Source organism: Pseudarthrobacter adonitolis (assembly GCF_055412845.1).
On sequence record NZ_JBVAYW010000010.1, the window covers coordinates 71,470 to 94,100 of the forward strand.

The window sequence follows — 22,631 nt, forward strand, 5'->3', positions numbered from 1 at the left end:
ACCGTCCCGGTGCCGCCACGCTAAGGAGTACAGAATGAACCAGCAAGGCTTCGGCCAGAAATTTGGCCGTGCAACCGAGGCAGGGCCTGGCACCACCCCAGGGGAGGGCTCGGCGAAGGGCGTGCGGAAGCCGGCCGGCGCCAAGCCAGGCACCACCAATCAGGCCGTGCTGGGTCCGTTCACACTGCGGGACCTGACGGTTTTCGCCGCCACCCTCATTCTGCTGGTGGCCTCGCTGCTGCCCATCTTCTTCGGCCGGTTTAATCTCTGGAATGCAGGCAGCCTGTTCTTCCTGGGCCTCGGCATTGTGTTGCCGCTGATTGTCGCGGCACTCTTTGCTGCCCGCCGGCTAGCTCCCGCGACGAAGGTCCGCATCGGCTCGCTGTCCGTTGACCAGTTCGCTTCTGTGGTGGCTTCCTTTGCCCTGGCGTTCTTCTTCGTTTCCGCGGCCGCGGCCTATGTGCCCAGCCTGTTGGTGGGCCTGGTCGGTTCCGTCGTGCTGTTCGCGGGGACCGTGCTGAGCCGGTTCATCCCGTACTTCGCCGGCGACTTCCTGGGGCGCGGCGAAACCCCGGCACACGTGATGGCGCGCGACTCGGCTGTTCCGCTGCCCAAGGCGCACACGCCGAAGGAACCCAAGCCTGCGGCCGCGCCTGTCCCGGCGGCTTCCGCGCCTGCAGCCACTTCTGCCGCCGCGGCAACCTCTGCGCGTGCCGCCACCCCCGCCGCTTCGGCTGCCGTCTCCTCCGCCCCCGAGGTCAGCGAGTGGTCCGCTGCCGGTGACCCGAGCCCCGCAACCCAGACGGCCGACGTCGTGCCTTCCCCTTCAACGACGAGCGCCTCCGGGGCGCCCGTCGTTGCGGGGGCCACGATGGGTGACACCCCTACGTCGGCCTCGGCTGCACCTGCCGCTGCACCGGCCGCTGCGGTAGCGTCTGCCGCCGCTGGTCCTGAGGAAGCAAAACACGACGCCGGCTCCGGCGTCCCTGCCGCGGCGCGCCAGTCTGCCCAGGAACCTGCGGCCACGGCCGTGCATCAGCAGGTGCGCAGCGTGGAGCCCATCGGCGCCACTGTGGATCCGGCATCCAGGCCGGAAGAATCGTACGAAGAGCCGGCGCATGAGGCGTTTTGGTTTGCCGTGGCCCAGCACCGGACCGCGGTGGACCCCCAGACCGGCGCCCCAGCCTTTGTGATTGAACCGGGCGGCTGGGTGCTGGCCCTGGAAGACCGCGGCCACGAATTCCTGGTCCAGCACACCGACGGACGCGTGGGCGTGCTGCGCGACCTCAGCAACATCGAGCGCGGCTAGCCGGCCCCGTGGCCCCGGCCCGTAGACCCGGATCCGGCCCGGACGCACCAGCCCCGGAGTCTTTGCTGGCGTTGAAGCGCCGGGCGCGACGGATCAACAAGGCCCTGGCGGAGAAGTACCCGTACGCCCATGCGGAGCTGGATTTCCGGAACCCGTTCGAACTGGTCGTGGCCACGGTCCTGTCGGCCCAGACCACCGACGTGCTGGTCAACCAGGTCACCAAGATCCTGTTCGCGCGCTACCCGGACGCCCGCGCCATGTCAGAGGCCGATCCCGCCGAGCTGGAAGCGATCCTGCAGCCCACCGGCTTTTTCCGGGCCAAAACGAAGAACGTGATGGCGCTGAGCACGCGCCTGGTGGACGAGTACGACGGCGTGGTCCCCGGCCGGCTGGAGGACCTAGTCACGCTGCCGGGAGTAGGGCGTAAAACCGCCAACGTGGTGTTGGGCAATGCCTTCGGCGTCCCCGGAATCACCGTGGATACGCACTTCGGCCGGCTCGCACGGCGCCTCGGCTGGACCACGTCCGAGGATCCGGTGCAGATCGAATTCGACGTCGCTGAACTGTTTGAGCCCAAGGACTGGACCATGCTCTCGCACCGGGTGGTGTTCCACGGGCGGCGGGTGTGCCACTCACGGAAGCCCGCCTGCGGCGCGTGTCCGGTAGCGAACTGGTGCCCCAGCTACGGGTCGGGCGAGACCGATCCCGTCAAAGCCGCCAAGCTCCTAAAGTACGAGTTGGCGCCCGGGAGCGAGATTCTCTTGGAACGGTTGCTCGCCGAGACCCACCGCGCCGCTGAAATCCGGATGGAATCGCAGAGGCGGCTCCCGTGAGCGCACGCCAGGACCTGATCGACCTGGTGCGCAGATCGGACGACGGCGACGTCACGGCGCCGAACACTGCTTGGGCAGCCCTGACCGTGGACGAAACCATCGCCCGGAAGGCCGCAGTCCTGATGCTTTTTGGTGTGCTGGACGACGTTCCGGCCGCCTCCGGCAAACCCCTCGCCGCATCGGATCTTGACGTCCTGCTGCTGGAGCGCGCGCACACCCTGGGTTCCCACCCCGGCCAGGTCGCCTTTCCCGGTGGCTCCATCGACGGGGACGAGACCCCGGTTGCCGCGGCCCTGCGCGAAGCCGAAGAGGAGACCGGGCTGGACTCCGCCGGTGTGGAGGTCCTGGGCGCGCTGCAGGAGCTTGGGCTGGCCCGCAGCAACTTCCTGGTGACGCCGGTGCTCGGGTGGTGGGCGTCGCCGTCGCCGGTGCGCGTGGTGGACTACGCCGAATCCGCCCAGGTTTTTCGGATCCCGGTCCGGGACCTGCTGGACCCGGCCAACCGGGTAACCGCCACGGTCAGCCGCGACGGCAGGACCTTCAGCAGCCCCGCCTTCGCGGTCAGCGGTGTGCTGGTCTGGGGCTTCACCGGGATCATCCTGGATGGGCTTTTTGAGCAGCTGAGTTGGGCCGTGCCGTGGGACCGGACCCGGCTGCACGAGGTTGTCTTCTAGCCTCGGTGTGGTCCGTAGTGTCGGTGCACGCCCGGCGGGCCAGAGCCCGCCGGGCGTGCACCGTGTGTGTGTGCCGGCTTAGCTGGCGAGCGGCTGCTGCCGAAGATCAACCACAATGCCGGTGGCCGCGTTTTCACGCAGGGCATTGATGCCGTCCTTCAATGCGCCGAGGTGCTTAAAGTCGGGCGAAACCGCCACAGTATTCCCGTTTGAGTCGGTGAGCCTGAGCCGATAGCACTCGTCACCTACCCGATGTATTTCAAACCTGCCCGCCATATACCGGACCTCCCCTGCTATGCGTCTTTGCATAAATAGCTGGACCGTCTGCTTCAGTCGCTGCTCTGATGTAACCATGGTCACAGAGGTTCGACTAGCTACTCCCGGGTAGGTTTCTTCTGGCTACCCGGGGGCCTCTGCTACTTTGCGTTGTCGTAGGAATCCACCACGGCCACGCTGACGGGGAATTCCACCGGGATGGGACCGAACAGAAGTTCCTTCGCGGCGGCGGCAGCTTCCTCGATGGCCCGGATGCAGGCCTGGACGCCGGCCTCGGGGGCGTGGACCATCACCTCGTCATGCAGGAAGAACACCAGCTCCGCCTGAACGGAACCGTCGGCACGCAAGGCCCGCAGCCGCCGTCGTAATTCCGCCAGCCAGCACGCCGCCCAGTCAGCGGCGGATCCCTGCACCACAAAGTTGCGGGTGAAGCGGCCGCGGGAACGGGCAATTGATTCTGCTCGGCGCTGCTCCTCGGCGGTGGCCGACTGCTGGCTCCGGAACCACCCTTCCGACGGCGGCGGGCTGCTCCGGCCAAGCCGGGTGGTCACGGTGCCGCCGGCCTCGCCGTCTCGCGCCGCCTGCTCCACAAAGCCGACGGCGCGCGGGTAGGTCCGTGCCAACTGCGGCATCAGGCGCCCGGATTCGCCCGTGGTGGCGCCGTAGATGGCGCCCAGGAGGGCGATCTTCGCCTTGGCGCGGTCGCCGCCGAAACCCTGGGCTGCGATGCCGGCGTACAGGTCCTTGTCGCGCGCCGCTTCAGCCATTTTGGAGTCCTGCGCCAGCGCCACCAGCACACGGGGTTCCAGCTGGGAGGCGTCCGCGACGATGAGCTTGTGGCCGGGATCGGCATGGACCGCGCCGCGGATCTGGCGCGGGATCTGCAGGGCCCCGCCGCCCCGCGACGCCCAGCGGCCGGACACCACGCCGCCCACCACATACTCGGGCTGGAAACGGCCGTTGGCCACCCATGCGTCAAGCCAGGCCCAGCCGTTGGCGGTGTGCAGGCGGGACAGTTTCTTGTAGGCGAGGAGCGGTTCAATGGCAGGATGGCTGGACTCCATCAGCTCCCACTGCCGTGTGCTTTTCACCTCTATGCCGTTGCGGTGAAGGGCGCGCATCAGCTCCTGCGGCGAGTCCGGGTTCAGCCCGGGCGAGTCGAGCAGTCCCCGCAGTTCGGTGTTCAGGGCCTCCAGCTTCGCGGGGCGGTGACCGGACGGCGGGCGCGGCCCGAGGTGGTCGGCCAGAATCTGCTCATGCAGGTCCTCCCGCCAGGGGACGCCGGTGTGCTGCATCTCCGCGGCGATCATGGCGCCGGCGGATTCGGCGGCCAGCAGCAGCTGGAGCCGCTTCCGCTTGTTTTCCTCCGGAGCTGCCGAGGCCAGGGCTGCCTGCTGCGCGGCATACTCTGCGCGGAGCTCCGCCAGGGTGTGACGCGGTGTCCGGTGGCGGGCGTCGTCAAAGAGCGCGCCTTGGTCCGCCGGCGGGGGCGGCGGCTGGAGGGTGCGGGGCGGCTCCTGAGAATCGTCCAACGATTCCTTTTCGGCGTTCCGGGCGTACTCCGTGTGGGCGGTGAACTGCGAGTACGCCAGGATATTGCCGCACAGGCTGAGGTCATAGCAGCGGTCCACTTCCACGCCCGCCGCCAGCAGCGCGGGGTACCAGTCCTGGGTCCGGTGCCAGATCCAGCGGGGCGGCGCCTCGCGGGGCCGGTTTTCCAGGTGGCGTACGACGCCGGCCAGCTCGCTTGCGCTGATGAGGCGCGGTTCGGGGCGGTCGGGGTGCGGATCGCCGGCCTGGGTGACCTGCTGGAGGGCTGCGCCGTGGGCGTGGGCGGCGAGCAGCAGATACATAGGTCCAATTCTGCCCTGTGGCGGGGGCGCGAGTGGACCGGGCGGGTGGGGCGTGCGCCGTGGCGTGGGCTGTTACGAAAGCGCCAGGGTGTTAGGCTCCGTCAACATATGTTGACGGACCATTACGCGTCAACTAAAGTTGACGAATGGAGGTAGAGCGGATGAAAATGCTGGTCGCATCAATGGACGGGAAAGGCCCCGCTGAAGCGCTGTACGCAGTGGCGGCCCTGCAGAAGGAAGTTGGCCGAACCGAAGCGGCCCTGGTCCGCAAGGCGAGGCAGTCCGGTCTGTCTTGGGAAGCAATAGCCCTCTGCCTTGGGGTCAGCAAGCAGGCCGTCCACCGCAAATACGGGAAGCAGTAACCGGTCCGGTTTTTCGGCCACGTCGTTCGGGCCGCTCGTTCGGGGGAGTTGTCCACATACGGTGGCATGCCCCTGTTTCTCGCCCTTGAGTACGGTGGAGAGTTGCTGCATGAGCAGGCACCAGCTATCTCCACCCCCTTCCGAGCGGCCTTCCACCCAGCTGTCCCGCGCCCGGCCCGCCCCTCCCCACGGATCTGACTCGGGTGGTTCCCGGTCCCGAGGTTCCACGTACCGTGCGCCTGCCTCGGGACGGGCTGCGGGAGCCTGGCTGCCCGACCCCGCTGGTGCCGAGGTTCTCCTGGTCACCGGCTACGACTTTCTGCAGGGCGAAGTGGAACGGATCGTGGCTGCCGCTGGCGGCCAGCTGCGAGTGGTGGCGGACGTGGCTGATGCCGCCAAGTACTGGGACGCCGCGGCCGCAGTGTTGGTGGGGAGCGATGTCCGTGAGCTACCGCCGCGGCGACGGTCCCCTGCCGTGTTGGTGGGCCTGAACGGGGAGGGGGACAGTCTCTGGCACCTGGCCACAGCCCTCGGAGCGGAGCGGGTGGCGGTGCTTCCGGATGCCTCGGCCTGGCTGGCGGAGTACCTGAGCCGGTCGCGGTCGCCCGAAGCGGGAGGGCTGGTACTCGGCATAACAGGCGGCTGCGGCGGTGCCGGCGCCACCACCGCGGCAATCTGGATCGCCCAGGCGGCGGCCGGGCTGGGTGTGCGCGTATTGCTGGTTGATGGGGACCCATGGGGTGGTGGCCTGGAACTGGCGCTGGCGGCCGAGGAGACGCCGGGGCTGCGCTGGCCCGACCTGTCCGACGCGAGCGGAAGCATCGATCCCGAGCAGCTGGCCGACTCGCTCCCGGTCGCCGGCGGGTTTTCCTTCCTGTCCTGGCCCGGCAGCCGCGACCGTCAGGCACCGGTGGATGCCGCCACCACCGGTGGCGTGCTGGATGCGGCCCGGCGGGGTTATGAACTGGTGGTGGTGGACATCGGTCGGGGCGCCGAGCCCGTGCGCATGTTTGCTTGGGACTGCGACCGCATCCTGGTACTTGTGCCGGCGCAGCTCAAGGCCGCGGTGGCCACGGCCCGGCTGCTTCACGAGCTTCCGCCGGTTGAGGCGGCCATATTGGTCCGCGGCAAGGCCGGTGCCGCGCTGGACGGCGGACTGATTGCGGATGCCGTCGGGCTGCCCGTACAGGGCCGGGTTCCGGAGCTGCGCGGCGTTACGGCTGCCGGGGAGAACGGACGGCTCCTTGACGTGGGCAAACGGCGGAGCGTCAGGCATTTCGCCGCCTCGGTGCTCGATCTGCTGGACGGCGACATCCCCGTCGGAGACCTGCCGTGAGCGGGCGGCAGCCAGTCCCGCCGCCGTCGCCCCCGGACCAGCGGACGGGGGCACGCCGGCGGCAGGCCCGGGTATTGGATCCGCGCTTCTTGGATTCGGCGCTGTTGGAAACGGTGCGTGAATCGGTCATGTCCGACGCCGGACCTGTCACCCCGTCCCGGGTCGCCGCCGCGGTCCAGGCCACCGGACGGCTGCTGGGGACTGCCGGCTCTCTCGCCGCCGTGGAACGGATTAGCGCCGAGCTGAACGGGCTCGGCCCGCTCCAGGAACTAACGCGGGACGTCCACATCACCGACATCTTCGTCAACGCCCCGGACTCGGTGTGGATCGACCGGGGTCAGGGCATCGAACCGACAGGGGTTTCGTTTTCCGGGGAGGCACAGGTGCGGGCCTTGGCATCGCGGCTTGTGGCCGCCGGCGGCAGGCGGCTGGACGACGGGTCCCCGTGCGTTGATGTCAGGCTCGACGGCGGCTACCGCGTCCACGCCGTCCTGCCGCCGATTTCGACAGCCGGCACTCTGCTGAGCGTCCGGATCCGGCGGGAGCAGGTCTTCTCCATGGACGAACTCCGTGCCGGCGGCATGTTCGGAGACGTGGTCCACGACGTTCTTGAACGCGTTGTCGATCAGCGGCTGAGTTTCCTGATCAGCGGAGCCACAGGTTCCGGAAAGACCACTCTGCTCTCCACCCTGCTCGGGCTGTGTTCCCCGGCAGAACGGCTGGTCCTGATCGAGGACGCATCCGAATTGAACCCCGTCCATCCGCACATTCTGTCGCTCGAGTCCCGTCACGGAAACCTCGAAGGCGGCGGCGAAGTAGACCTGGGCGAACTCGTCCGGCAGGCGCTGCGGATGCGGCCGGACCGGCTGGTGGTGGGGGAGTGCCGCGGTGCCGAGGTGCGGGAGCTCCTGACCGCCATGAACACAGGCCACACCGGCGGGGGAGGGACCATCCATGCAAACGCTGCCACCGCTGTCCCGGCCCGTCTGACAGCCTTGGGCGCACTGGCCGGCATGGGCCAGGACGCGGTACGGCTGCAGGCAGCCAGCGCCTTGGACGTTGTGGTCCACGTGGAGCGGTCCAGCCACGGGCGGCATGTTGCCTGCGTAGGCGTGGTGCAGGACGGTCCCGGCGGGCTTACCGTGGTTCCGGCGTTGGAGACCAGGCGAGGCCAGCTCGGCACCGGTCCTGCCTGGGAGGCGCTGAGCTCGCGGCTGGGACTGTCCCCCGAGGCGGGTGCCGCCGCATGACACTTCTTCTGGCCGTGGTCCTCGGGCTGGCGGTCGTGCTGCTCTTCAGACCGCCCGGCGGCGCAGCAGGCCGCTTCCGGCGCGCCGTGGGGAGTGCGGGACCAGGCCTCGCCCGTCGCGTTCGCCCCGGGTCCGGTGGCGCCAGAAGGACCGGCTCATGGCGCAACGTGCATCGTGCCGGACCGGAACGGAGTGACCTGTCCCTGACCCTTGTGGTGCAGCAGCTTGCTGCGCTGCTGAAGGGCGGCCGCACTCCCGCACGGCTGTGGGACGAACTGTGGCTGGTCCACGGCGGCCGTCCGGAGCCAGGTTCCGCACAGACGGACGCAGGCTCACGCGCGCCGCAGGACCACACAGGAAGGGCGGAACCATCCCGTGGGCCAGCGGCCGGGCGCAGCGGTCCGAGCCTCAGCGCAGGTTCCCTGGTGATGCTTGGCGCCGTTCGGGCAGCAGCGTTCCGCGGCGCACCGGTGTCTGAGGCGATCAGGAAGGCCGCACAAGCGGAGATTCCGCGCGCCGACAGCAGGGAGTTACGGATCTGGTGTGAGCTGGCCGCCTGCTTTGACATTGCCGAAGCCAGCGGCTGTCCGCTGGCTGATGTCCTGGCGCGGTTTGCGGCACAACTGGAAGTGGAAGACGATGCCGAGGCCGCACGGCAGACAGCCCTCGCCGGACCCAAGGCAACAGTCAGTCTCTTGACGTGGCTCCCACTGATGGGACTGGGCCTGGGAATAGCGTTGGGCGTGGATCCCCTGGCGATCCTGATCGGGACCCCGCTGGGAATGGCGGCGCTCGCAGCGGGAGTGGGCCTCACCATCGCAGGGAGGATCTGGTCCGCCCGCCTGGTCCGTGCTGCCGCCGGGGCCGGTGTGCCATGACGGACATTCTTGCGCCGGGGCTTGCCTTGGCAGTTGTTCTGGCTGCTGCCGCTTGGCTTGCCCTTTCGCAGCCAAGCCGGGTCCGAAAGCGACTCCTCAGACTGCGAGGGGAGGAGGGCGCCGGATCGCGTGGGGACCATAAAGCACTCACTGAAGACGGCCGTCTTCACGGATTGCGTGACACGGCCATGATGCTTGAGCTCGTGGCCGCGATGCTGGACGCAGGGTCAGGCATTGGCCGGTCCCTGGAGCTCGTCGCGGCCTCGGCCTCCACGGACTACGGCAAGGCGCTGGGTCCGGTGGTGTCTGCGCTCGCCATCGGAGCCGACTGGGAAACAGCCTGGCGCAGTTCCGAAGTCCGGCTTCCCGAAATCCTGGAACTGCGTGACGCACTGGGATTCGCCGCCCTGACCGGAGCGCCGTCGTCGGCCATCCTTTACGCGCAGGCCGCCAGCCTCCGCCGGGAAAGATTCCGCGCTGCGGAGAAACGGGCGGCCTCCCTCGGCGTGAAGCTGGTCATTCCGCTGGGCCTGTGCTCGCTCCCGGCCTTCATCTGCCTGGGCGTAATCCCGGTCCTGCTGGCACTGGTGCCGTCCGGGTCCTGATTCCCCGTCCATTCCTCCACAATCCGCTCAAAGCCGCGCTTATCCACTTACAGGATGTTGGCCCTTACCGAGACCTGCGGAGCCGGGAAGAGTCGAATCTGCCGGCAACTCGGCCGGAGCACAGAAGGGAAACGTCACCATGACCATCATCCAAAACAGCCTTTCCGCCGCCCCTGCACCGGAGGTCAGCGCCGGAGCTATGGGCACCGCGCCAGGGGGCTCGGGAGCAGTCGCTAACTCAGGACCGGCTGGCAGGGCAGGGCAACCCCAGCGGGCTGCGGAGCGCGGGACCAACGTTGTGGAGCTATACCCCGGTGCCAGCGAGCGGAAGAAGCGCCGCCGCAGGCTCTCAGGTTCAGAGGCCGGAATGGCAACGGCAGAATATGCAATTGCCACCCTGGCCGCTGTGGGCTTCGCAGGACTTCTCGTCTTCATTCTCCGCAGTGACGAAGTACGCGGATTCCTGTTGAACCTCATCCGCACGGCGCTGGCCTTGCCATGATTCTGGCGCCGGCAGCGCTGCGACGGGCCAATGACCGTTGCAAAGGCTGGGACCAGGTCGGGGACAGCCGCGCGGTGCTGGGACCGGTGGCCGGGGTCCGTCACTGGCGCCGTGGGCCGGGGAATGCCTACGGCGCCGTGACGGCGGAGTTCGCGGTAGCGCTGCCGGCGGTACTTTTGCTCCTCGCACTGCTTTTGGCCGGAGCCTCCGCGGGCGTAACCCAGCTAAGGCTCGAGGAGGCGGCGCGGGCCGGCGCCAGGGCGCTGGCCCGCGGCGAGGATCCGGCGGCAGTGCAGGGGATCGTCAGGACCTTGGCGGGGACGTCGGCAACGGCGTCCGTTGCGGCCGAGGGCGAGTGGCTCAGCGTCACGGTGGCTGACGGTGTGGGCGGACCGCTGGGGGCAACAGTGCCCTGGACGCTGACAGCCAAGGCCACCACGCGGAGCGAAACGCCGGCTGCCATTGGCGATCCTCTGCCATTCGAACCGCCAATGCCGGCCACGATACACGATGACTCATTCAGGCTGGGACATTCTGCGGATGAAGGGGCGGCACACGTCCGGGTCCCGACGGAGGCGTCGGCGTGAACAGGCAATTCGGGGACAACCCGGAGCGCGGTTCGGGAACAGTCCTGGCTGCGGGACTGGCATTGGTTGTCATCATGGCGATGGCACTGATGCTGTTGTTCGCGCAGTCCGCGGTGATGGCCAGCAGGGCAGCGGCAGCGGCGGACCTCGCTGCCCTTGCCGCGGCCGACGCCCTGCGCGGGATCACGTCCGGAGACCCGTGCACGGTGGCCGCCGAGGTGGCGGCCCGCCATGCCGCAGCGCTCGTGAGCTGCACGGAAGGGGCCGGCCAGACCGTCATGGTCCGAACGGAGCTGAATGCACGGACACTGGTTGGCGCCGCCACCGCTCAGGCGCGGGCCGGACCGCCGCCCTGAGCGGCCGTGGTGCTGAACGGCTCCGTGCTGGCCAGGAACTCCGCACCGCGGGGAGGCATTTCACGCGCGTCTTTGAGGAGGACGTCGATGAGCGTGACGGCGGCAGCCTTGTCCAGTGGATTGTTCTTGTTCCCGCACTTGGGGGACTGGACGCAGGACGGGCAGCCCGACTCGCACTCACACGCCTTGATGGCGTCGCGCGTCGCGGAGAGCCACACCTTTGCCTTGTCGAAGCCGCGCTCGGCAAAGCCCGCACCGCCAGGGTGTCCGTCATACACAAAGATGGTGGGCACGCCGGTGTCGGCGTGGACGGCGGTGGACACCCCTCCGATGTCCCAACGGTCACTGGAGGCCACCAGCGGCAGCAATCCGATCGCTGCGTGCTCGGCGGCGTGCAGGGCGCCCGGGAACTGCGCCTCGATGAGCCCGGCGCCCGTCAGCGAACGGTTCTCCACCACAAACCAGACGGCCTTCGTGAACAGATCCCGGGCGCCCAGCTCCAGCGGCTCCTCACCCAGGATTTCATTCGATATTAAGGCCTTGCGCTGAAAGGAAACCACCTGCGTTGTCACTTTCACATCGCCGAAGTGCACGGCAATATCGCCCCAGAGCTCAGTCCGGAGTGTTTCGAGCACTTCGATCTGGGTCACGTCCCGGGCCGTTGTGTAGTAGTCGGGGTTGGCGCGTCGCACCACCACACAGTGGTCGTCTTCGTTCAGGTCCTCCACCACATAGCTGTCGCCCTGGTGTACGTAGATGGCCCCTGTGTGCGCCTGGTAGTGCGTCTGGGGCGAGTCCATGGTCCCGAGAAGGGAGCCGGTGTCGGCGTCGACGATGCTCACCGGTCCGCCTCCGTCGGAACGAAGGTTCACCATGGCTGCAGCGCTCTGGGAGTGGGTCCAGAACCAGCCCGCCGGCCGGCGGCGGAGATAGCCCTGCGCCACGAGTTGGCCCAACAGCTTCTCTGCCGTGCCGCCGAACAAGCCCAGCTCAGCCACGCCCAGCGGAAGCTCCGCGGCGGCGGCACAGAGATGCGGCCCCAGCACGTACGGATTGGAGGGATCAAAGACGGTGGCCTCCACCGACACGTCGAAAATCGCCTCGGGATGGTTCACCAGGTAGGTGTCGAGCGGATCATCGCTGGCCACAAACGCGGCGATGGCATCCTGGCCCGCGCGCCCTGCCCGGCCGATCTGCTGGAACAACGACGCCCTGGTGCCTGGCCAGCCCGCAACCAGGACGGCATCCAGCCCGGAAATGTCGATCCCCAGTTCAAGGGCGGACGTGCTGGAGACACCCAGCAGTTCGCCGGAGCGGAGGGCCTTTTCCAGGGCCCTGCGTTCTTCCGGAAGGTATCCGGAACGGTAGGCGGCCACACGTTGTGGAAGGCTGGGATCCACTTCGTCCAGAAGGCGCTTGGTGATCGAAGCGATAGTCTCCGCACCGCGGCGGGACTTGATGAAGGCGATGGTCCGGATCCGGGACGAAACCAGGTTCGCCAGCAGGTCGGCCGTTTCAGCAACGGCTGTGCGGCGTTCCTTGGCCCCGTTTTCGCCTTTGAGCTCGGTGAGTGCCGGTTCCCAGAAAGCAACGGTGGTGGAACCGTGCGGCGAGCAGTCCTCGGCAACGGCCCGGACCGGCGCTCCGATCAGGCGTCCGAACGATGTGTCTGGCTCGGAAGCCGTGGCCGAGGCGGCGATGAACACCGGACCGGGGTGGGTGGTCCCGGCACCGTAGTACGCGCAGATGCGGCGCAGCCGGCGCATCAGGTTGGCCACGTGCGAGCCGAACACCCCACGGTAGCTGTGGGCCTCATCGACAATCACGTACCGCAGCCGCCGGAAAAAGCTGGCCCACGAGGCGTGATTGGGAAGGATGCCGAAGTGGAGCATGTCGGGATTGGCGAGGATGAAATTGGCGTGGTCGCGGATCCACCGGCGGGACGCGGGGTCGGTATCGCCGTCGTACGTCTCGGCCCGCACGGTGGGCAGTTTCAAGGAACGGATGGCGGCGAGCTGGTCGGCAGCGAGCGCCTTCGTGGGGGAGAGATAAAGCGTCACGGCGCCGTCGTCGTGAATCTTTCCCGGTTCAGACAGGACGCGCAGCTCGGAGCGGTGGATGGCGTCAAGCGCAGGCAGTTGGTAGGCCAGGGACTTGCCGGAGGCGGTGCCGGTGGCGATGACCACGTGCTCGCCACCGTGGGCCAGGTTGGCGGCCTGGATCTGGTGCCGGTAGGGCTCGTGGATGCCGAGGGATCCATATGCTGCCACGAGATCCGGGTGTGCCCACGCTGGCCACGGTTCGTGGACCGCCCGCCGGGCAGGGATGGTGCGGACATGACGCAGCTGTTCCGGGTCCGGGCCTCGGCCCAGCAAAGGAATCAGGGAGTCATGGGGGTTCACCCCAACATTCTTTCACCCGTGGAAAAATTACCCCACGGAAAGGTCGGCACCCTCATCGGATGTGGACAACAAAAGCACGCGGCAAACAGTGGACCAGCCCAGATGGGAATACAGCTTCTGGCCGTCGATGGAGGCCAGCAGCAGGCCGTTCTCCACATCCGGTCCGATCGCCTGCGCCGCGAGGGCCTTCATGATGAAGCTGCCCAGACCGCGGCGCTGGAACGCGGGTTGGACGACAATCTTGTCGAACACCGCTGTCTCGCCCACCACAAAAACCCTGCCGCTGGCCGCCACCGTGTCACCCGAGCGGACCACCGCGTGGTGGACGCCGTCGAGTTCGGACGTGACCAGGTTAAGGTCATCGTCGGAGAGCCACGGATCCTCCGTGTCCTGGGTGGCCATGTCCACAATCATCATGGCCTGCGATGCGGACGTGACGTTCAGTCCGTGTTTTTGGGCCAGCGCCGTGAAGCGGGCAACGTCATTGGTGAGGATGGTCAGGACCCTGGCCGGAGCCTCGGCGGTCTTCGCAGCCAGGGCAGCGAACTCGTCATCGGAGGGGTCATGGGCGAAGTATTCCCACTCCCCGGTGGTATCGGCCCGCAGTGCAGCGGGGAAGCGGCCCTCAACTGATGTCTGGTAGCCCCGGCAGCCGGCCCAGCCAGCTACCCAGACTTCAAGAAGGCGTGTGATGTCTTCAACCAAGGCGTCCGGACTCATGTCATGAGGGTATTCCAGCCCCGACACAAGCAACAGGGGTAGGGTGCGCCGATGTGACTTGCTTATGCAATCGTGACCAGACAAGACTGACGGCATTGGGAGACGGCAGCGGGTGTGGGTTACTGGGTCTGGCTTGCTTGCGGGCTCGTCCCGCTGGTGGCCGGCGCCCTGATCGTCGGTGACGGCGCAGCGGCCCTCGGCCTCAACAATGGCGCCGGTACTTTCGCGGCCGCCGTTACGGCCACCGTGGTGCCCTTCGCCGTAGTCGTCCTGGGATACAGGGCCGCTGAAACCGCCCTGAACAGGCGCGACGCCGCCATCGCGGCGGGGCAACGTTAGACCTGGGCTGCCGGCGGGCCCGGTGCCCGGCAACCCAGTACCCTTAAATACGTGGCTTTGAACCGAATTGTGCTCTTTTACGGCTTTACACCCATCGCGGATCCCGACGCGGTGCGCCTCTGGCAGCGTGCCCTGTGCGAAAAACTCGGGCTGACCGGACGCATCCTCATTTCCAAGGACGGCATCAACGCCACGGTGGGCGGCGAGATCGGCGCGGTCAAGCAATACGTCAAGACCACGCGCGAATACAAGGGCTTCCACGGCATCGACGTGAAGTGGTCCGACGGCGGCGCGGAGGACTTCCCGCGGCTGAGCGTCAAGGTCCGGGACGAGATCGTCTCCTTCGGCGCGCCCGGCGAACTCAAGGTGGATGAGCGCGGCGTGGTGGGCGGCGGCACTCACCTCAAGCCCGAAGAACTGCACGAACTGGTGGCGTCCACGAAGCAGGCCGGCGAGGACGTGGTGTTCTTCGACGGCCGCAACGCCTTCGAAGCCCAGATCGGCAAGTTCAAGGACGCTATCGTCCCCGACGTGGCCACTACCCACGATTTCATCAAGGAGCTCGACTCCGGCAAGTACGACGCACTCAAAGACAAACCGGTGGTCACGTACTGCACCGGCGGCATCCGCTGCGAGGTGCTCTCCAGCCTGATGGTGAATCGCGGTTTCAAGCAGGTGTACCAGCTCGACGGCGGCATCGTCCGCTATGGCGAAACGTTCAAGGACCAGGGCCTTTGGGAAGGCTCGCTCTACGTGTTCGACAAGCGCATGCACCTGGAATTCAGTGAGGATGCCAAAACGATCGGTGAGTGCGTCCGCTGTGCCGCGCCCACCAGCAAGTTCGAGAACTGCTCCAATCCGAGTTGCCGCACGCTGACGCTGTACTGCGCCGAGTGTGCCGCCAGCCCGGAGACGCTGCGCTGTCCCGAAGGCTGCGTGGCCTGAAAGGTGCTGCCGGTTTAGAGCCGGCAGGCAGAAAAGTTCAGAGCCGGGCCAGCCGGTGGGCGAAATTGGCGGGCGACTGCGCTTCAACCTGGAATCGCAACACTGTTTCCTTGGACAGGTAGATCACGCTTTCGCGCCGGGATCCGCAGCGCAGGCTGAGGTCCACCATGGTGAATTCGTCATTGCGGACTTTGAAATCGACGCGCCGTTGGCTCCGGCACACCAGCACCAGGACGTAGGTTCCGGCGGGGAGGGGCGCCGTGGCGTCCGTACGGATTTCCTCCGCACGCAACAGGCCGAAGGTCCTGTGCACCACCTGCAAGCCGGGCCCCACTAGGGACTCTGTCAACCAGGCCTCCATTTCGGCCTCGCGGACGGGATCGTTCCGCCACAGTTCAGCGCGTGGCCCAGGCTCGGTCACTGCCGGCGCGCCCGAGGCGTTCTCGGCGGGCCGCCACCCTTCGTCGTATGTGTATTCACATCCGGCGAGCGCAGATCCGGCCACCAGGGCGCCCGCCGTCCAGACTACGACGGCGGCCCTCACCCGGGTGCGCACGGAGACTGACCGGGACGGGCAAGCGCCCGGACGAAGTACCGCCCTGCGGGGCGGCGGCGCCCCCTGCGTTGCGGGCATACTCCGACTCTATGCCCGGCACGGACCCCAATCCAGAGCCTCGAGGAAGTGAGGGGGAGACTGGCTAGGGGACGGGGTTAGGGGCTGCTGCTTGCCGGGGCAGCGGGGGTTGGACTGGCCGGCGGTTCGGCGGGAGCCGTCTCGATGCGAAGGGCGGCGACCGAGAATTCTCCGCGGCTGGTGGGCGACAGCGTAGCCGTCACCCGTCCGGCAGTCAGCTGCAGGGTGGATTCGAAGGGATCGCCGCAGGGTACCTCAAGGTCAAGGAGCTGGACGCTGCCCTGCGAAACGGTGAGCTTCGCCGCGGGGCCGGGGCTGCAGGCTGCCCGGATGAGATAGGAGCCGTGGTCCGGCACCAATCCCATCAGGCTCGAGCCGGTGTTTCCGATGCCGCCCAGCATCGACGCCACCCGGCGGTCCGTTTCCGGTCCGAGCTGCGCTTCCACCTCGGCGATCAGTTCAAGCTGGCGGACCTGCTCCTGCGCGCTGGGGCCGGCTGGTCCATCGCCAGGAACCGACTGCAGCGCTGTGGAGATCTCGCCCGGCAGGGGTTCGGCATCCGCGTACTCGCACGCACTCAGCCCGCAAACTGCCACCAGCATGCAGGCGGCCGCCGCAGTGCCGCGCCCGGAAAGCGTCCGCACGGAAGCTCTCAGCGGCATGGATCGGCGAGCAACGGAACTTCCCCAAGAAATGCCATTCCCTGAGCCTACCGGCTGGTAGCCGCAACTAACCCGCGGTTACCAGCTGGTAGGCGTAGATCAGCGGCGCGTCAACGCTGGAGGCGCTGAACTCCAGCCGTCCGGATTCCGGCAGTGTGATTTTGACGGACTCCCGCGCGCCGTAGCAGGCCGCCCCGAGGTCGGCGAGTTCCTTGCCGCCGGACCGCACTGCGAGGAAGGCCTTGCCGCCGCCTTCGCAGACAAGTGTCAGCGTGTACTTGCCTCCCGGCACGTTCTCCGTACGCTCAACGGGCTGGGCGTTGAGGATCTTGCCGGCATCCTCGGCGACAATGCCGCTGGCCGACGGCATCGCCGTGGCTTTCCAGGCCGGCACATCGGCGTTCTCCACCGAAAGCTGCTGCGCGCAGCCGGAGACGCCCAGGAGGACAGCTGCTGCGGCCGCGGCGGAGAGGGCGCGCGGCATGGAGGAAGGAAATGGAACCATGCTTCCAACTTACCCGGCCCCATCTGCGCGCCGTGATTCGGGCCCTTGACCTTGACGCTACGTCAACATTTATCGTTGAACCATCAGCCGGACCAGAACGCCCGGACCATCCCGCGAACATAAAAAGGGAGGAACACATGGACTGGTCCATCCAGGGCATAGCCCGGATCACAGGAACCACCAGCAGGACGCTGCGGCACTATGACGAGATCGGCCTGCTCACGCCCAGCCGCACCGGCCACACCGGTTACCGCTACTACAACCAGGCGGCGCTGGTGCAGCTCCAGCGCATCCTGCTCCTGCGCGGGCTGGGCCTGGGCCTGCCGGTGATCAGCCAGGTGCTCGACGACGAAACGGACGCCGCCAAGGCGCTCACCGGGCATCTCGAATGGCTCAAAAAGGAACAGGACAGGCTGGCGCGGCAGATCGCGTCGGTCACACAAACCATCGAAGCAGTGAAAGGAGGTGGCGAAATCATGGCAGGAGACATGTTCAACGGTTTCGACCACACGCAGTACAAGGACGAAGTGGAGGAACGCTGGGGCAACGACGCCTACGCGAAGGGGGATTCGTGGTGGCGCGGCGTGAGCACCGACGAGAAGGCGGCGTGGAAGCAGCGCTCACAGCGGCTGGGCGAGGACTGGATCGCCGCCGCCACGGCGGGTATCGCACCGGACAGCGCGGAGGCCCAGGACATCGCCAGGCGGCACGTCGAATGGCTGACCGGCATCCCGGGCACCCCGGCGTCGGACGCCCGCGGCATGGGTGATGCAGGCAAGATCGAAGTTAGGGCATACGTCACCGGGCTCGGTGAAATGTACGTTGCGGACCCCCGTTTCGCCAAGAACTACGGCGGCGTGGAGGGTGCCGGCTTCGTCCGGGATGCCCTGAAGATCTACGCGGCGGAGAACCTGTAGCCCGTCAGTTGGAGGTCGGCCCGCCAATAGACTTGGGCGGTGACTGATTCCACGCTTTTCCTGGCCGGCAACACCCCCGATGCCCCGCGCAGCGACCTCCCCGGGCTGCTGACGGCGCTTGCCGCGGACCTGCGCCGGGTGGATTACACGCTCGACGGCGTCGCCGGGCTCCTGGGCGAGTCAGCATACCGCGCGCTGAACCGGGACCAGATCATCCCGGCGCTGCTCGCCACCGAAAGCGCCACAGAGGGTGAGCCTGCGAACGTTGAGAGTACGACGGCGGCGCTCGCCGCCGTCGTACGTCTCTGGCTGCTGGCGGAACCGCAGAAACGCGCAACGCTCGACGCCGCCCTGCCCGGGATCCGGGCCGGCGGCCTGGTGGAGCTGGGGCTGCTCGAGCCCGTGCCCGGCGCTGATCAGTCGGCGCAGGACCTGCTGCAGGCAAAAGCGGATCTGCGGCCGTACGGCTGGGAAGGGACCGAAGGGGAAGTCGTTGTCGGCAGCGGCGGCGCCGAACTCTGGGTGGCCAGCGATCTCGCGGCGCATCAGCAGGCTGGCATGCTGCGGCACGACCACGTGCTCGGGATCGGGCAGGCGTCCACCACGCTGGTGCAGACCACCGTCCGCCGCCACGTCGCCAGGGCCCTGGACCTGGGCACGGGCTGCGGCATCCAGTCCTTCCACCTCCTGCACCATGCCGAGCATGTGACGGCAACGGACATCTCGGAGCGGGCGCTGGCCTTCACCCGGTTTAACCTTCTCCTCAATGCCGAGGCCTTGCACCTGGACCCGGACAGGTTGGAGGACCGGGTCAGCCTTCGGCTAGGGTCGCTCCTGGAGCCCGTCGCCGGGGAGGAATTCGAGCTGGTGGTGTCGAACCCGCCGTTTGTCATCACGCCGCGGACCGTGGGCGAGCAAGCGTCCGGTCAGTTCACCTACCGTGACGGCGGCCTGCCCGGCGATGACATTGTGGCCTCGCTCGTGGTGGCGCTGCCCGGTGCCCTGGCCCCCGGCGGCACCGCGCAGCTGCTGGGCAACTGGGAAATTCCCGCCGGGACCGAGTGGCACGAGCGGCCCAAGAGCTGGATCGGTCCGGGCGCGGATGCCTGGTTCATCCAGCGCGAGCAGGTGGGCCCGGAGCAGTACGCCGAAACGTGGCTGCAGGACGCGTCCGAATCCCGCGACCGGAAGCATTACCGGGACGCCTACGCCGCCTATCTGGCCGACTTCGCGTCCCGGAACGTGGCGGGGATCGGCTTCGGGATGATCTGGCTGCGCCGGCCGCCGGCGGAATCCACGACCACCTCCATCAGCCGTTTCGAGGAAATCACGCACCCCATTGAGCAGCCCATCGGGCCTCACCTGGGCGCCGCCGTCGAGCGTTCCGATTGGCTGGCCGTCAACAGCCTGGCGGACGCGCACCTGCTCGTGGCGGACGATGTCACCGAGGAACGCCATCAGCGCCCCGGCGCCGAGCACCCCGGCGTGATCCTGCTGCGCCAGGGTGCGGGACTGCGCCGGACCAATCTGCTCAGCACCGAACTCGCCGGATTTGTCTCCGCCTGCGACGGCGACCTCTCCGTCGGTCAGATCATCGGTGCCCTCGCGGCGCTGCTCGGCGGGAGTCTCGCCGGGGAGGACGGGTTCGACGGCGATGCGTTCCGGGCAAGGCTGCTCGCCGACGTCGCGAACCTGGTCAGCGACGGGTTCCTGGTTCCTTCCGAGCCTGCTGAATAGTGGTTTGGCGGGCTCCGGAACACCCCAAATCGGGGTCCCGGACGTGCCTGATGAGTCAACGGGTTTTCCACATGAATGCGCACGATTGTCCAAAATATGGTGAACTAGGCCAATATGGGCTCATCTGCCCACGCAACCCTTTTCTGTAGGAGCACCGTGCCAAGCAAGGCCAAAACAGGCAAGAAACTCGTGATTGTGGAGTCTCCGGCCAAGAGCAAGACCATCGCCAAGTACCTCGGCGAAGGCTTCATCGTAGAGGCCTCCATTGGTCACATCCGCGACCTGCCGCAGCCGTCTGAGCTCCCCGCAGAACTGAAGAAAACCTCGGTGGGCAAGTTCGCCGTCGACATCGAAAACGACTTCAAACCTTATTACGTGGTGTCCGCGGACAAGCGGAAAAAGGTCACCGAGCTGAAGGCCGCGCTCAAGGATGCCGACGCCCTCTATCTCGCAACCGATGGGGACCGCGAGGGCGAGGCCATCGCGTGGCACCTGCTGGAAGTGCTCAAGCCCAAGGTTCCCGTGTACCGGATGACGTTCGGCGAAATCACCAAGGAAGCCATCCACCGCGCCATGGACAACCTGCGCGATGTTGATACGGCCCTGGTGGACGCGCAGGAAACCCGCCGCGTCCTGGACCGGCTCTACGGCTACGAGATTTCCCCGGTGCTGTGGCGCAAGGTGGCCCGCGGCCTGTCCGCCGGCCGCGTGCAGTCCGTGGTCACCCGCATGGTGGTGGACCGTGAACGCGAACGCATGGCCTTCAAGGCCGCCTCCTACTGGGACCTCACGGGCCAGTTCGGCGCCGGCGCCGGTTCGTTCAAGGCGAAGCTCGCTGCGGTTGATGGAGCCAAGGTGGCCAGCGGCCGCGACTTCAACGACAACGGCGAACTGACCTCGCGCAATGCGGCGCACCTCAACGAGGAACTCGCCACGTCGCTGGCCGCAGGCCTGCAGGACGCCGATTTCCGCGTCCGGTCCGTGGACACCAAGCCGTACACCCGCCGTCCGGCCGCGCCGTTCACCACGTCAACGCTGCAGCAGGAGGCCGGCCGCAAGCTCCGCTTCTCCTCCAAGAGCACCATGCAGGTGGCCCAGCGGTTGTACGAAAACGGCTACATCACCTACATGCGTACCGACTCCTCGGCGCTGAGCGACGAAGCCGTTACGGCCGCCCGCCGCCAGGCCTCCGAGCTGTACGGTCCGGAGTACATCCCGGCGTCGCCCCGCGTCTACACGAGCAAGGCTGCGAACGCGCAGGAAGCCCACGAGGCCATCCGCCCCGCCGGTGACTCCTTCCGCACCCCCGCCCAGGTTGCCAAGCAGCTCTCCGGCGACGAGTTCCGCCTGTACGAGCTGATCTGGAAGCGCACCGTCGCCTCCCAGATGGGTGACGCCAAGGGTTCGACGGCGACCATCCGCCTGGGTGCCGTGGCTACCGATGGCCGGGACGCTGAATTCTCGGCCTCCGGCACCGTCATCACCTTCCCGGGCTTCCTGGCCGCTTATGAAGAAGGCAAGGACGAAAGCCGCGGGGACGACGACTCCGACGAAGCCCGACGGCTGCCGAACGTGGCCAAGGACGATGCTCTCACGGCGTCGGACATTCTGGCCGTGGGCCACGAGACCTCGCCGCCGCCGCGCTTCACCGAAGCATCGCTGACGGCCGAGCTGGAGAAGAAGGGTATCGGCCGTCCGTCGACCTACGCCTCCACCATTTCCACCATCCAGGACCGCGGCTACGTCCGGAAGCAGGGTTCCGCGCTGGTGCCCAGCTGGATCGCCTTCTCTGTGATCCGCCTGCTCGAGCAGCATTTCACGGATTACGTGGACTACGAGTTCACGGCAGACATGGAAGGCGACCTGGACAAGATCGCCAACGGCCAGGCCGTTGGGTCCGCCTGGCTCAAGCACTTCTACTACGGTGAAGACTCCGATCCGGGCCTGCTCAGCATCGTGAACAACCTGGGCGAGATCGATGCCCGCGAGATCAACTCCGTGCCCATCACCGAGGGCATCACACTCCGCGTGGGCAAGTTCGGGCCCTATCTGGAAAGCTCCATCCCCACGGTGGACGCCAAAACCGGCGAGATCGTGGAGAACTCCCGCGCCAATGTCCCCGAGGACCTGGCCCCGGACGAGCTGACAGCCGCGAAGGCCATCGAACTGATGGAAACGGCTGCGCCGGAGGAACGTGTACTGGGCGACGACCCGCACACCGGGCACACCGTCGTCGCGAAGAACGGCCGCTACGGCGCCTATGTCACCGAGGTCATCCCGGAGATGACCGAGGAACAGCTGGCCAACCAGCCCGTTGAGTACTACAAGAACGGCAAGCCGAAGCCGCCGAAGAAGCCTGTCAGGGCCAAGCCGCGCACCGGTTCGCTGTTCGCCTCCATGACCGTGGATTCCGTGACCCTGGACGAAGCGCTGCAGCTGATGAGCCTGCCCCGCGCCCTGGGCGAGGACGCCGAAGGCAACCTCATCACGGTGCAGAACGGCCGCTTCGGCCCGTACCTGAAGAAGGGCACGGACTCCCGCTCCATCGGCACCGAAGAGGAAATCTTCACCATCACGCTGGAGCAGGCGCTGGAGATCTACTCCCAGCCCAAGCAGCGTGGCGCCCGTGCCGCGGTGGCTCCGCTGGCCGAGTTCGGACCGGACCCCGTTTCCGAGAAGAACATCGTGGTGAAGGAAGGCCGTTTCGGCCCGTACATCACCGACGGCATCACCAACATCACCGTCCCGCGGTCCACGTCCCTGGAGGAACTGACCCGGGAACAGGCCGTTGAACTCCTCGCCGAGAAGCGGGCCAAGGGCCCGGTCAAGCGCACCACAACGGCCCGCAAGGCCCCGGCTAAGAAGAAGGCTCCGGCCAAGAAGTAACGGAGCCGAAGTCGCCGGAACGGTGCAGGCTCGCCGGTACGTACCGGCGACCCCGCACCGTTC

Annotated in this window: 23 protein-coding genes; 16 read left to right on the forward strand and 7 right to left on the reverse strand. The window is 67.3% G+C overall.

The genetic code is table 11. The features are described from left to right. The first annotated feature begins 34 nt into the window (after positions 1-34). From ACZYZ4_RS12115 to ACZYZ4_RS12125, 3 genes are read left to right on the forward strand one after another with little or no spacing between them, the layout of a single operon-like run. Positions 35-1,309 (forward strand): hypothetical protein, encoded by a 1,275-nt coding sequence (locus ACZYZ4_RS12115; RefSeq protein WP_463861152.1) that lies wholly within the window; start codon positions 35-37, stop codon positions 1,307-1,309. Positions 1,310-1,317: 8 nt separating this feature from the next. Continuing rightward, on the forward strand, positions 1,318-2,142 hold the full coding sequence (nth, locus tag ACZYZ4_RS12120; RefSeq protein ID WP_463861154.1) for an endonuclease III: 825 nt from the start codon (positions 1,318-1,320) through the stop codon (positions 2,140-2,142). Beyond that, on the forward strand, positions 2,139-2,816 hold the full coding sequence (locus tag ACZYZ4_RS12125; RefSeq protein WP_463861156.1) for an NUDIX hydrolase: 678 nt from the start codon (positions 2,139-2,141) through the stop codon (positions 2,814-2,816). Before nth ends, ACZYZ4_RS12125 begins: the two co-directional genes overlap by 4 nt. A gap of 78 nt (positions 2,817-2,894) precedes the next feature. Here the strand turns inward: ACZYZ4_RS12125 and ACZYZ4_RS12130 are convergent, their stop codons facing one another. Together ACZYZ4_RS12130 and ACZYZ4_RS12135 are read right to left on the reverse strand one after the other, a co-directional pair. Then, the gene (locus ACZYZ4_RS12130) at positions 2,895-3,092 is read right to left on the reverse strand and encodes a YegP family protein (protein WP_463861157.1); all 198 of its coding nucleotides are present in this window, start codon (positions 3,090-3,092) and stop codon (positions 2,895-2,897) included. Between the two features lie 140 nt (positions 3,093-3,232). Continuing rightward, positions 3,233-4,945, reverse strand: a complete 1,713-nt coding sequence (locus ACZYZ4_RS12135; RefSeq protein WP_463861159.1) for a bifunctional 3'-5' exonuclease/DNA polymerase — start codon at positions 4,943-4,945, stop codon at positions 3,233-3,235. A gap of 146 nt (positions 4,946-5,091) precedes the next feature. On the opposite strand from ACZYZ4_RS12135, the gene ACZYZ4_RS12140 reads away from it, so the two are divergent. The 8 genes from ACZYZ4_RS12140 to ACZYZ4_RS12175 all read left to right on the forward strand — a co-directional run bounded on the left by ACZYZ4_RS12140 (position 5,092) and on the right by ACZYZ4_RS12175 (position 10,821). Beyond that, the gene (locus tag ACZYZ4_RS12140; protein ID WP_463861161.1) at positions 5,092-5,307 is read left to right on the forward strand and encodes a death domain-containing protein; all 216 of its coding nucleotides are present in this window, start codon (positions 5,092-5,094) and stop codon (positions 5,305-5,307) included. Between the two features lie 109 nt (positions 5,308-5,416). Continuing rightward, complete coding sequence (gene ssd / locus ACZYZ4_RS12145; RefSeq protein WP_463861163.1) at positions 5,417-6,643, forward strand: septum site-determining protein Ssd; 1,227 nt, start codon at positions 5,417-5,419, stop codon at positions 6,641-6,643. Then, on the forward strand, positions 6,640-7,893 hold the full coding sequence (locus tag ACZYZ4_RS12150; RefSeq protein ID WP_463861165.1) for a TadA family conjugal transfer-associated ATPase: 1,254 nt from the start codon (positions 6,640-6,642) through the stop codon (positions 7,891-7,893). The genes ssd and ACZYZ4_RS12150 overlap by 4 nt, the downstream gene beginning before the upstream one ends. Further along, positions 7,890-8,771 carry a type II secretion system F family protein gene (locus tag ACZYZ4_RS12155; protein ID WP_463861167.1) on the forward strand — a complete coding sequence of 294 codons (882 nt, stop codon included), beginning with the start codon at positions 7,890-7,892 and terminating at the stop codon, positions 8,769-8,771. Before ACZYZ4_RS12150 ends, ACZYZ4_RS12155 begins: the two co-directional genes overlap by 4 nt. After that, positions 8,768-9,376, forward strand: a complete 609-nt coding sequence (locus ACZYZ4_RS12160) for a type II secretion system F family protein (RefSeq protein ID WP_463861169.1) — start codon at positions 8,768-8,770, stop codon at positions 9,374-9,376. The genes ACZYZ4_RS12155 and ACZYZ4_RS12160 overlap by 4 nt, the downstream gene beginning before the upstream one ends. A 139-nt stretch (positions 9,377-9,515) precedes the next feature. Then, positions 9,516-9,878 carry a DUF4244 domain-containing protein gene (locus ACZYZ4_RS12165; protein ID WP_463861171.1) on the forward strand — a complete coding sequence of 121 codons (363 nt, stop codon included), beginning with the start codon at positions 9,516-9,518 and terminating at the stop codon, positions 9,876-9,878. Beyond that, positions 9,875-10,465 carry a TadE family type IV pilus minor pilin gene (locus ACZYZ4_RS12170; RefSeq protein ID WP_463861173.1) on the forward strand — a complete coding sequence of 197 codons (591 nt, stop codon included), beginning with the start codon at positions 9,875-9,877 and terminating at the stop codon, positions 10,463-10,465. The genes ACZYZ4_RS12165 and ACZYZ4_RS12170 overlap by 4 nt, the downstream gene beginning before the upstream one ends. Then, entirely contained in the window at positions 10,462-10,821 is a 360-nt protein-coding gene (locus ACZYZ4_RS12175; RefSeq protein ID WP_463861175.1) for an Rv3654c family TadE-like protein, read from the forward strand. The genes ACZYZ4_RS12170 and ACZYZ4_RS12175 overlap by 4 nt, the downstream gene beginning before the upstream one ends. Here the strand turns inward: ACZYZ4_RS12175 and ACZYZ4_RS12180 are convergent. Beyond that, positions 10,794-13,223 carry a DEAD/DEAH box helicase gene (locus tag ACZYZ4_RS12180; protein WP_463861177.1) on the reverse strand — a complete coding sequence of 810 codons (2,430 nt, stop codon included), beginning with the start codon at positions 13,221-13,223 and terminating at the stop codon, positions 10,794-10,796. The genes ACZYZ4_RS12175 and ACZYZ4_RS12180 overlap by 28 nt on opposite strands. Positions 13,224-13,250: 27 nt before the next feature. Further along, a complete protein-coding gene (locus ACZYZ4_RS12185) occupies positions 13,251-13,943 on the reverse strand; it encodes a GNAT family N-acetyltransferase (protein WP_463861179.1) in 693 nt (230 codons plus the stop codon). Positions 13,944-14,057: 114 nt separating this feature from the next. Here ACZYZ4_RS12185 and ACZYZ4_RS12190 point away from each other — a divergent pair, with 114 nt between their 5' ends. Continuing rightward, positions 14,058-14,282, forward strand: a complete 225-nt coding sequence (locus ACZYZ4_RS12190; RefSeq protein ID WP_463861181.1) for a hypothetical protein — start codon at positions 14,058-14,060, stop codon at positions 14,280-14,282. Positions 14,283-14,333: 51 nt separating this feature from the next. Beyond that, positions 14,334-15,227, forward strand: coding sequence for an oxygen-dependent tRNA uridine(34) hydroxylase TrhO (gene trhO / locus ACZYZ4_RS12195; protein ID WP_463861183.1), 894 nt, complete (start codon positions 14,334-14,336; stop codon positions 15,225-15,227). A gap of 37 nt (positions 15,228-15,264) precedes the next feature. Here trhO and ACZYZ4_RS12200 read toward each other — a convergent pair whose 3' ends face one another. From ACZYZ4_RS12200 to ACZYZ4_RS12210, 3 genes are all read right to left on the reverse strand, one after another. Beyond that, positions 15,265-15,861 carry a hypothetical protein gene (locus ACZYZ4_RS12200; RefSeq protein WP_463861185.1) on the reverse strand — a complete coding sequence of 199 codons (597 nt, stop codon included), beginning with the start codon at positions 15,859-15,861 and terminating at the stop codon, positions 15,265-15,267. A gap of 77 nt (positions 15,862-15,938) precedes the next feature. Continuing rightward, positions 15,939-16,505, reverse strand: a complete 567-nt coding sequence (locus ACZYZ4_RS12205) for a hypothetical protein (RefSeq protein WP_463861187.1) — start codon at positions 16,503-16,505, stop codon at positions 15,939-15,941. A gap of 85 nt (positions 16,506-16,590) precedes the next feature. Next, positions 16,591-17,028 carry a DUF6023 family protein gene (locus tag ACZYZ4_RS12210; RefSeq protein ID WP_463861189.1) on the reverse strand — a complete coding sequence of 146 codons (438 nt, stop codon included), beginning with the start codon at positions 17,026-17,028 and terminating at the stop codon, positions 16,591-16,593. Between the two features lie 137 nt (positions 17,029-17,165). Here ACZYZ4_RS12210 and ACZYZ4_RS12215 point away from each other — a divergent pair, with 137 nt between their 5' ends. The 3 genes from ACZYZ4_RS12215 (at position 17,166) to topA (ending at position 22,568) form a co-directional block, all read left to right on the forward strand. Continuing rightward, positions 17,166-17,945, forward strand: coding sequence for a MerR family transcriptional regulator (locus tag ACZYZ4_RS12215; RefSeq protein ID WP_463861191.1), 780 nt, complete (start codon positions 17,166-17,168; stop codon positions 17,943-17,945). Between the two features lie 39 nt (positions 17,946-17,984). Next, a complete protein-coding gene (locus ACZYZ4_RS12220; protein WP_463861193.1) occupies positions 17,985-19,682 on the forward strand; it encodes a DUF7059 domain-containing protein in 1,698 nt (565 codons plus the stop codon). A 156-nt stretch (positions 19,683-19,838) separates the two neighbouring features. After that, positions 19,839-22,568, forward strand: a complete 2,730-nt coding sequence (topA, locus tag ACZYZ4_RS12225) for a type I DNA topoisomerase (RefSeq protein WP_463861195.1) — start codon at positions 19,839-19,841, stop codon at positions 22,566-22,568. Positions 22,569-22,631: the final 63 nt, after the last annotated feature.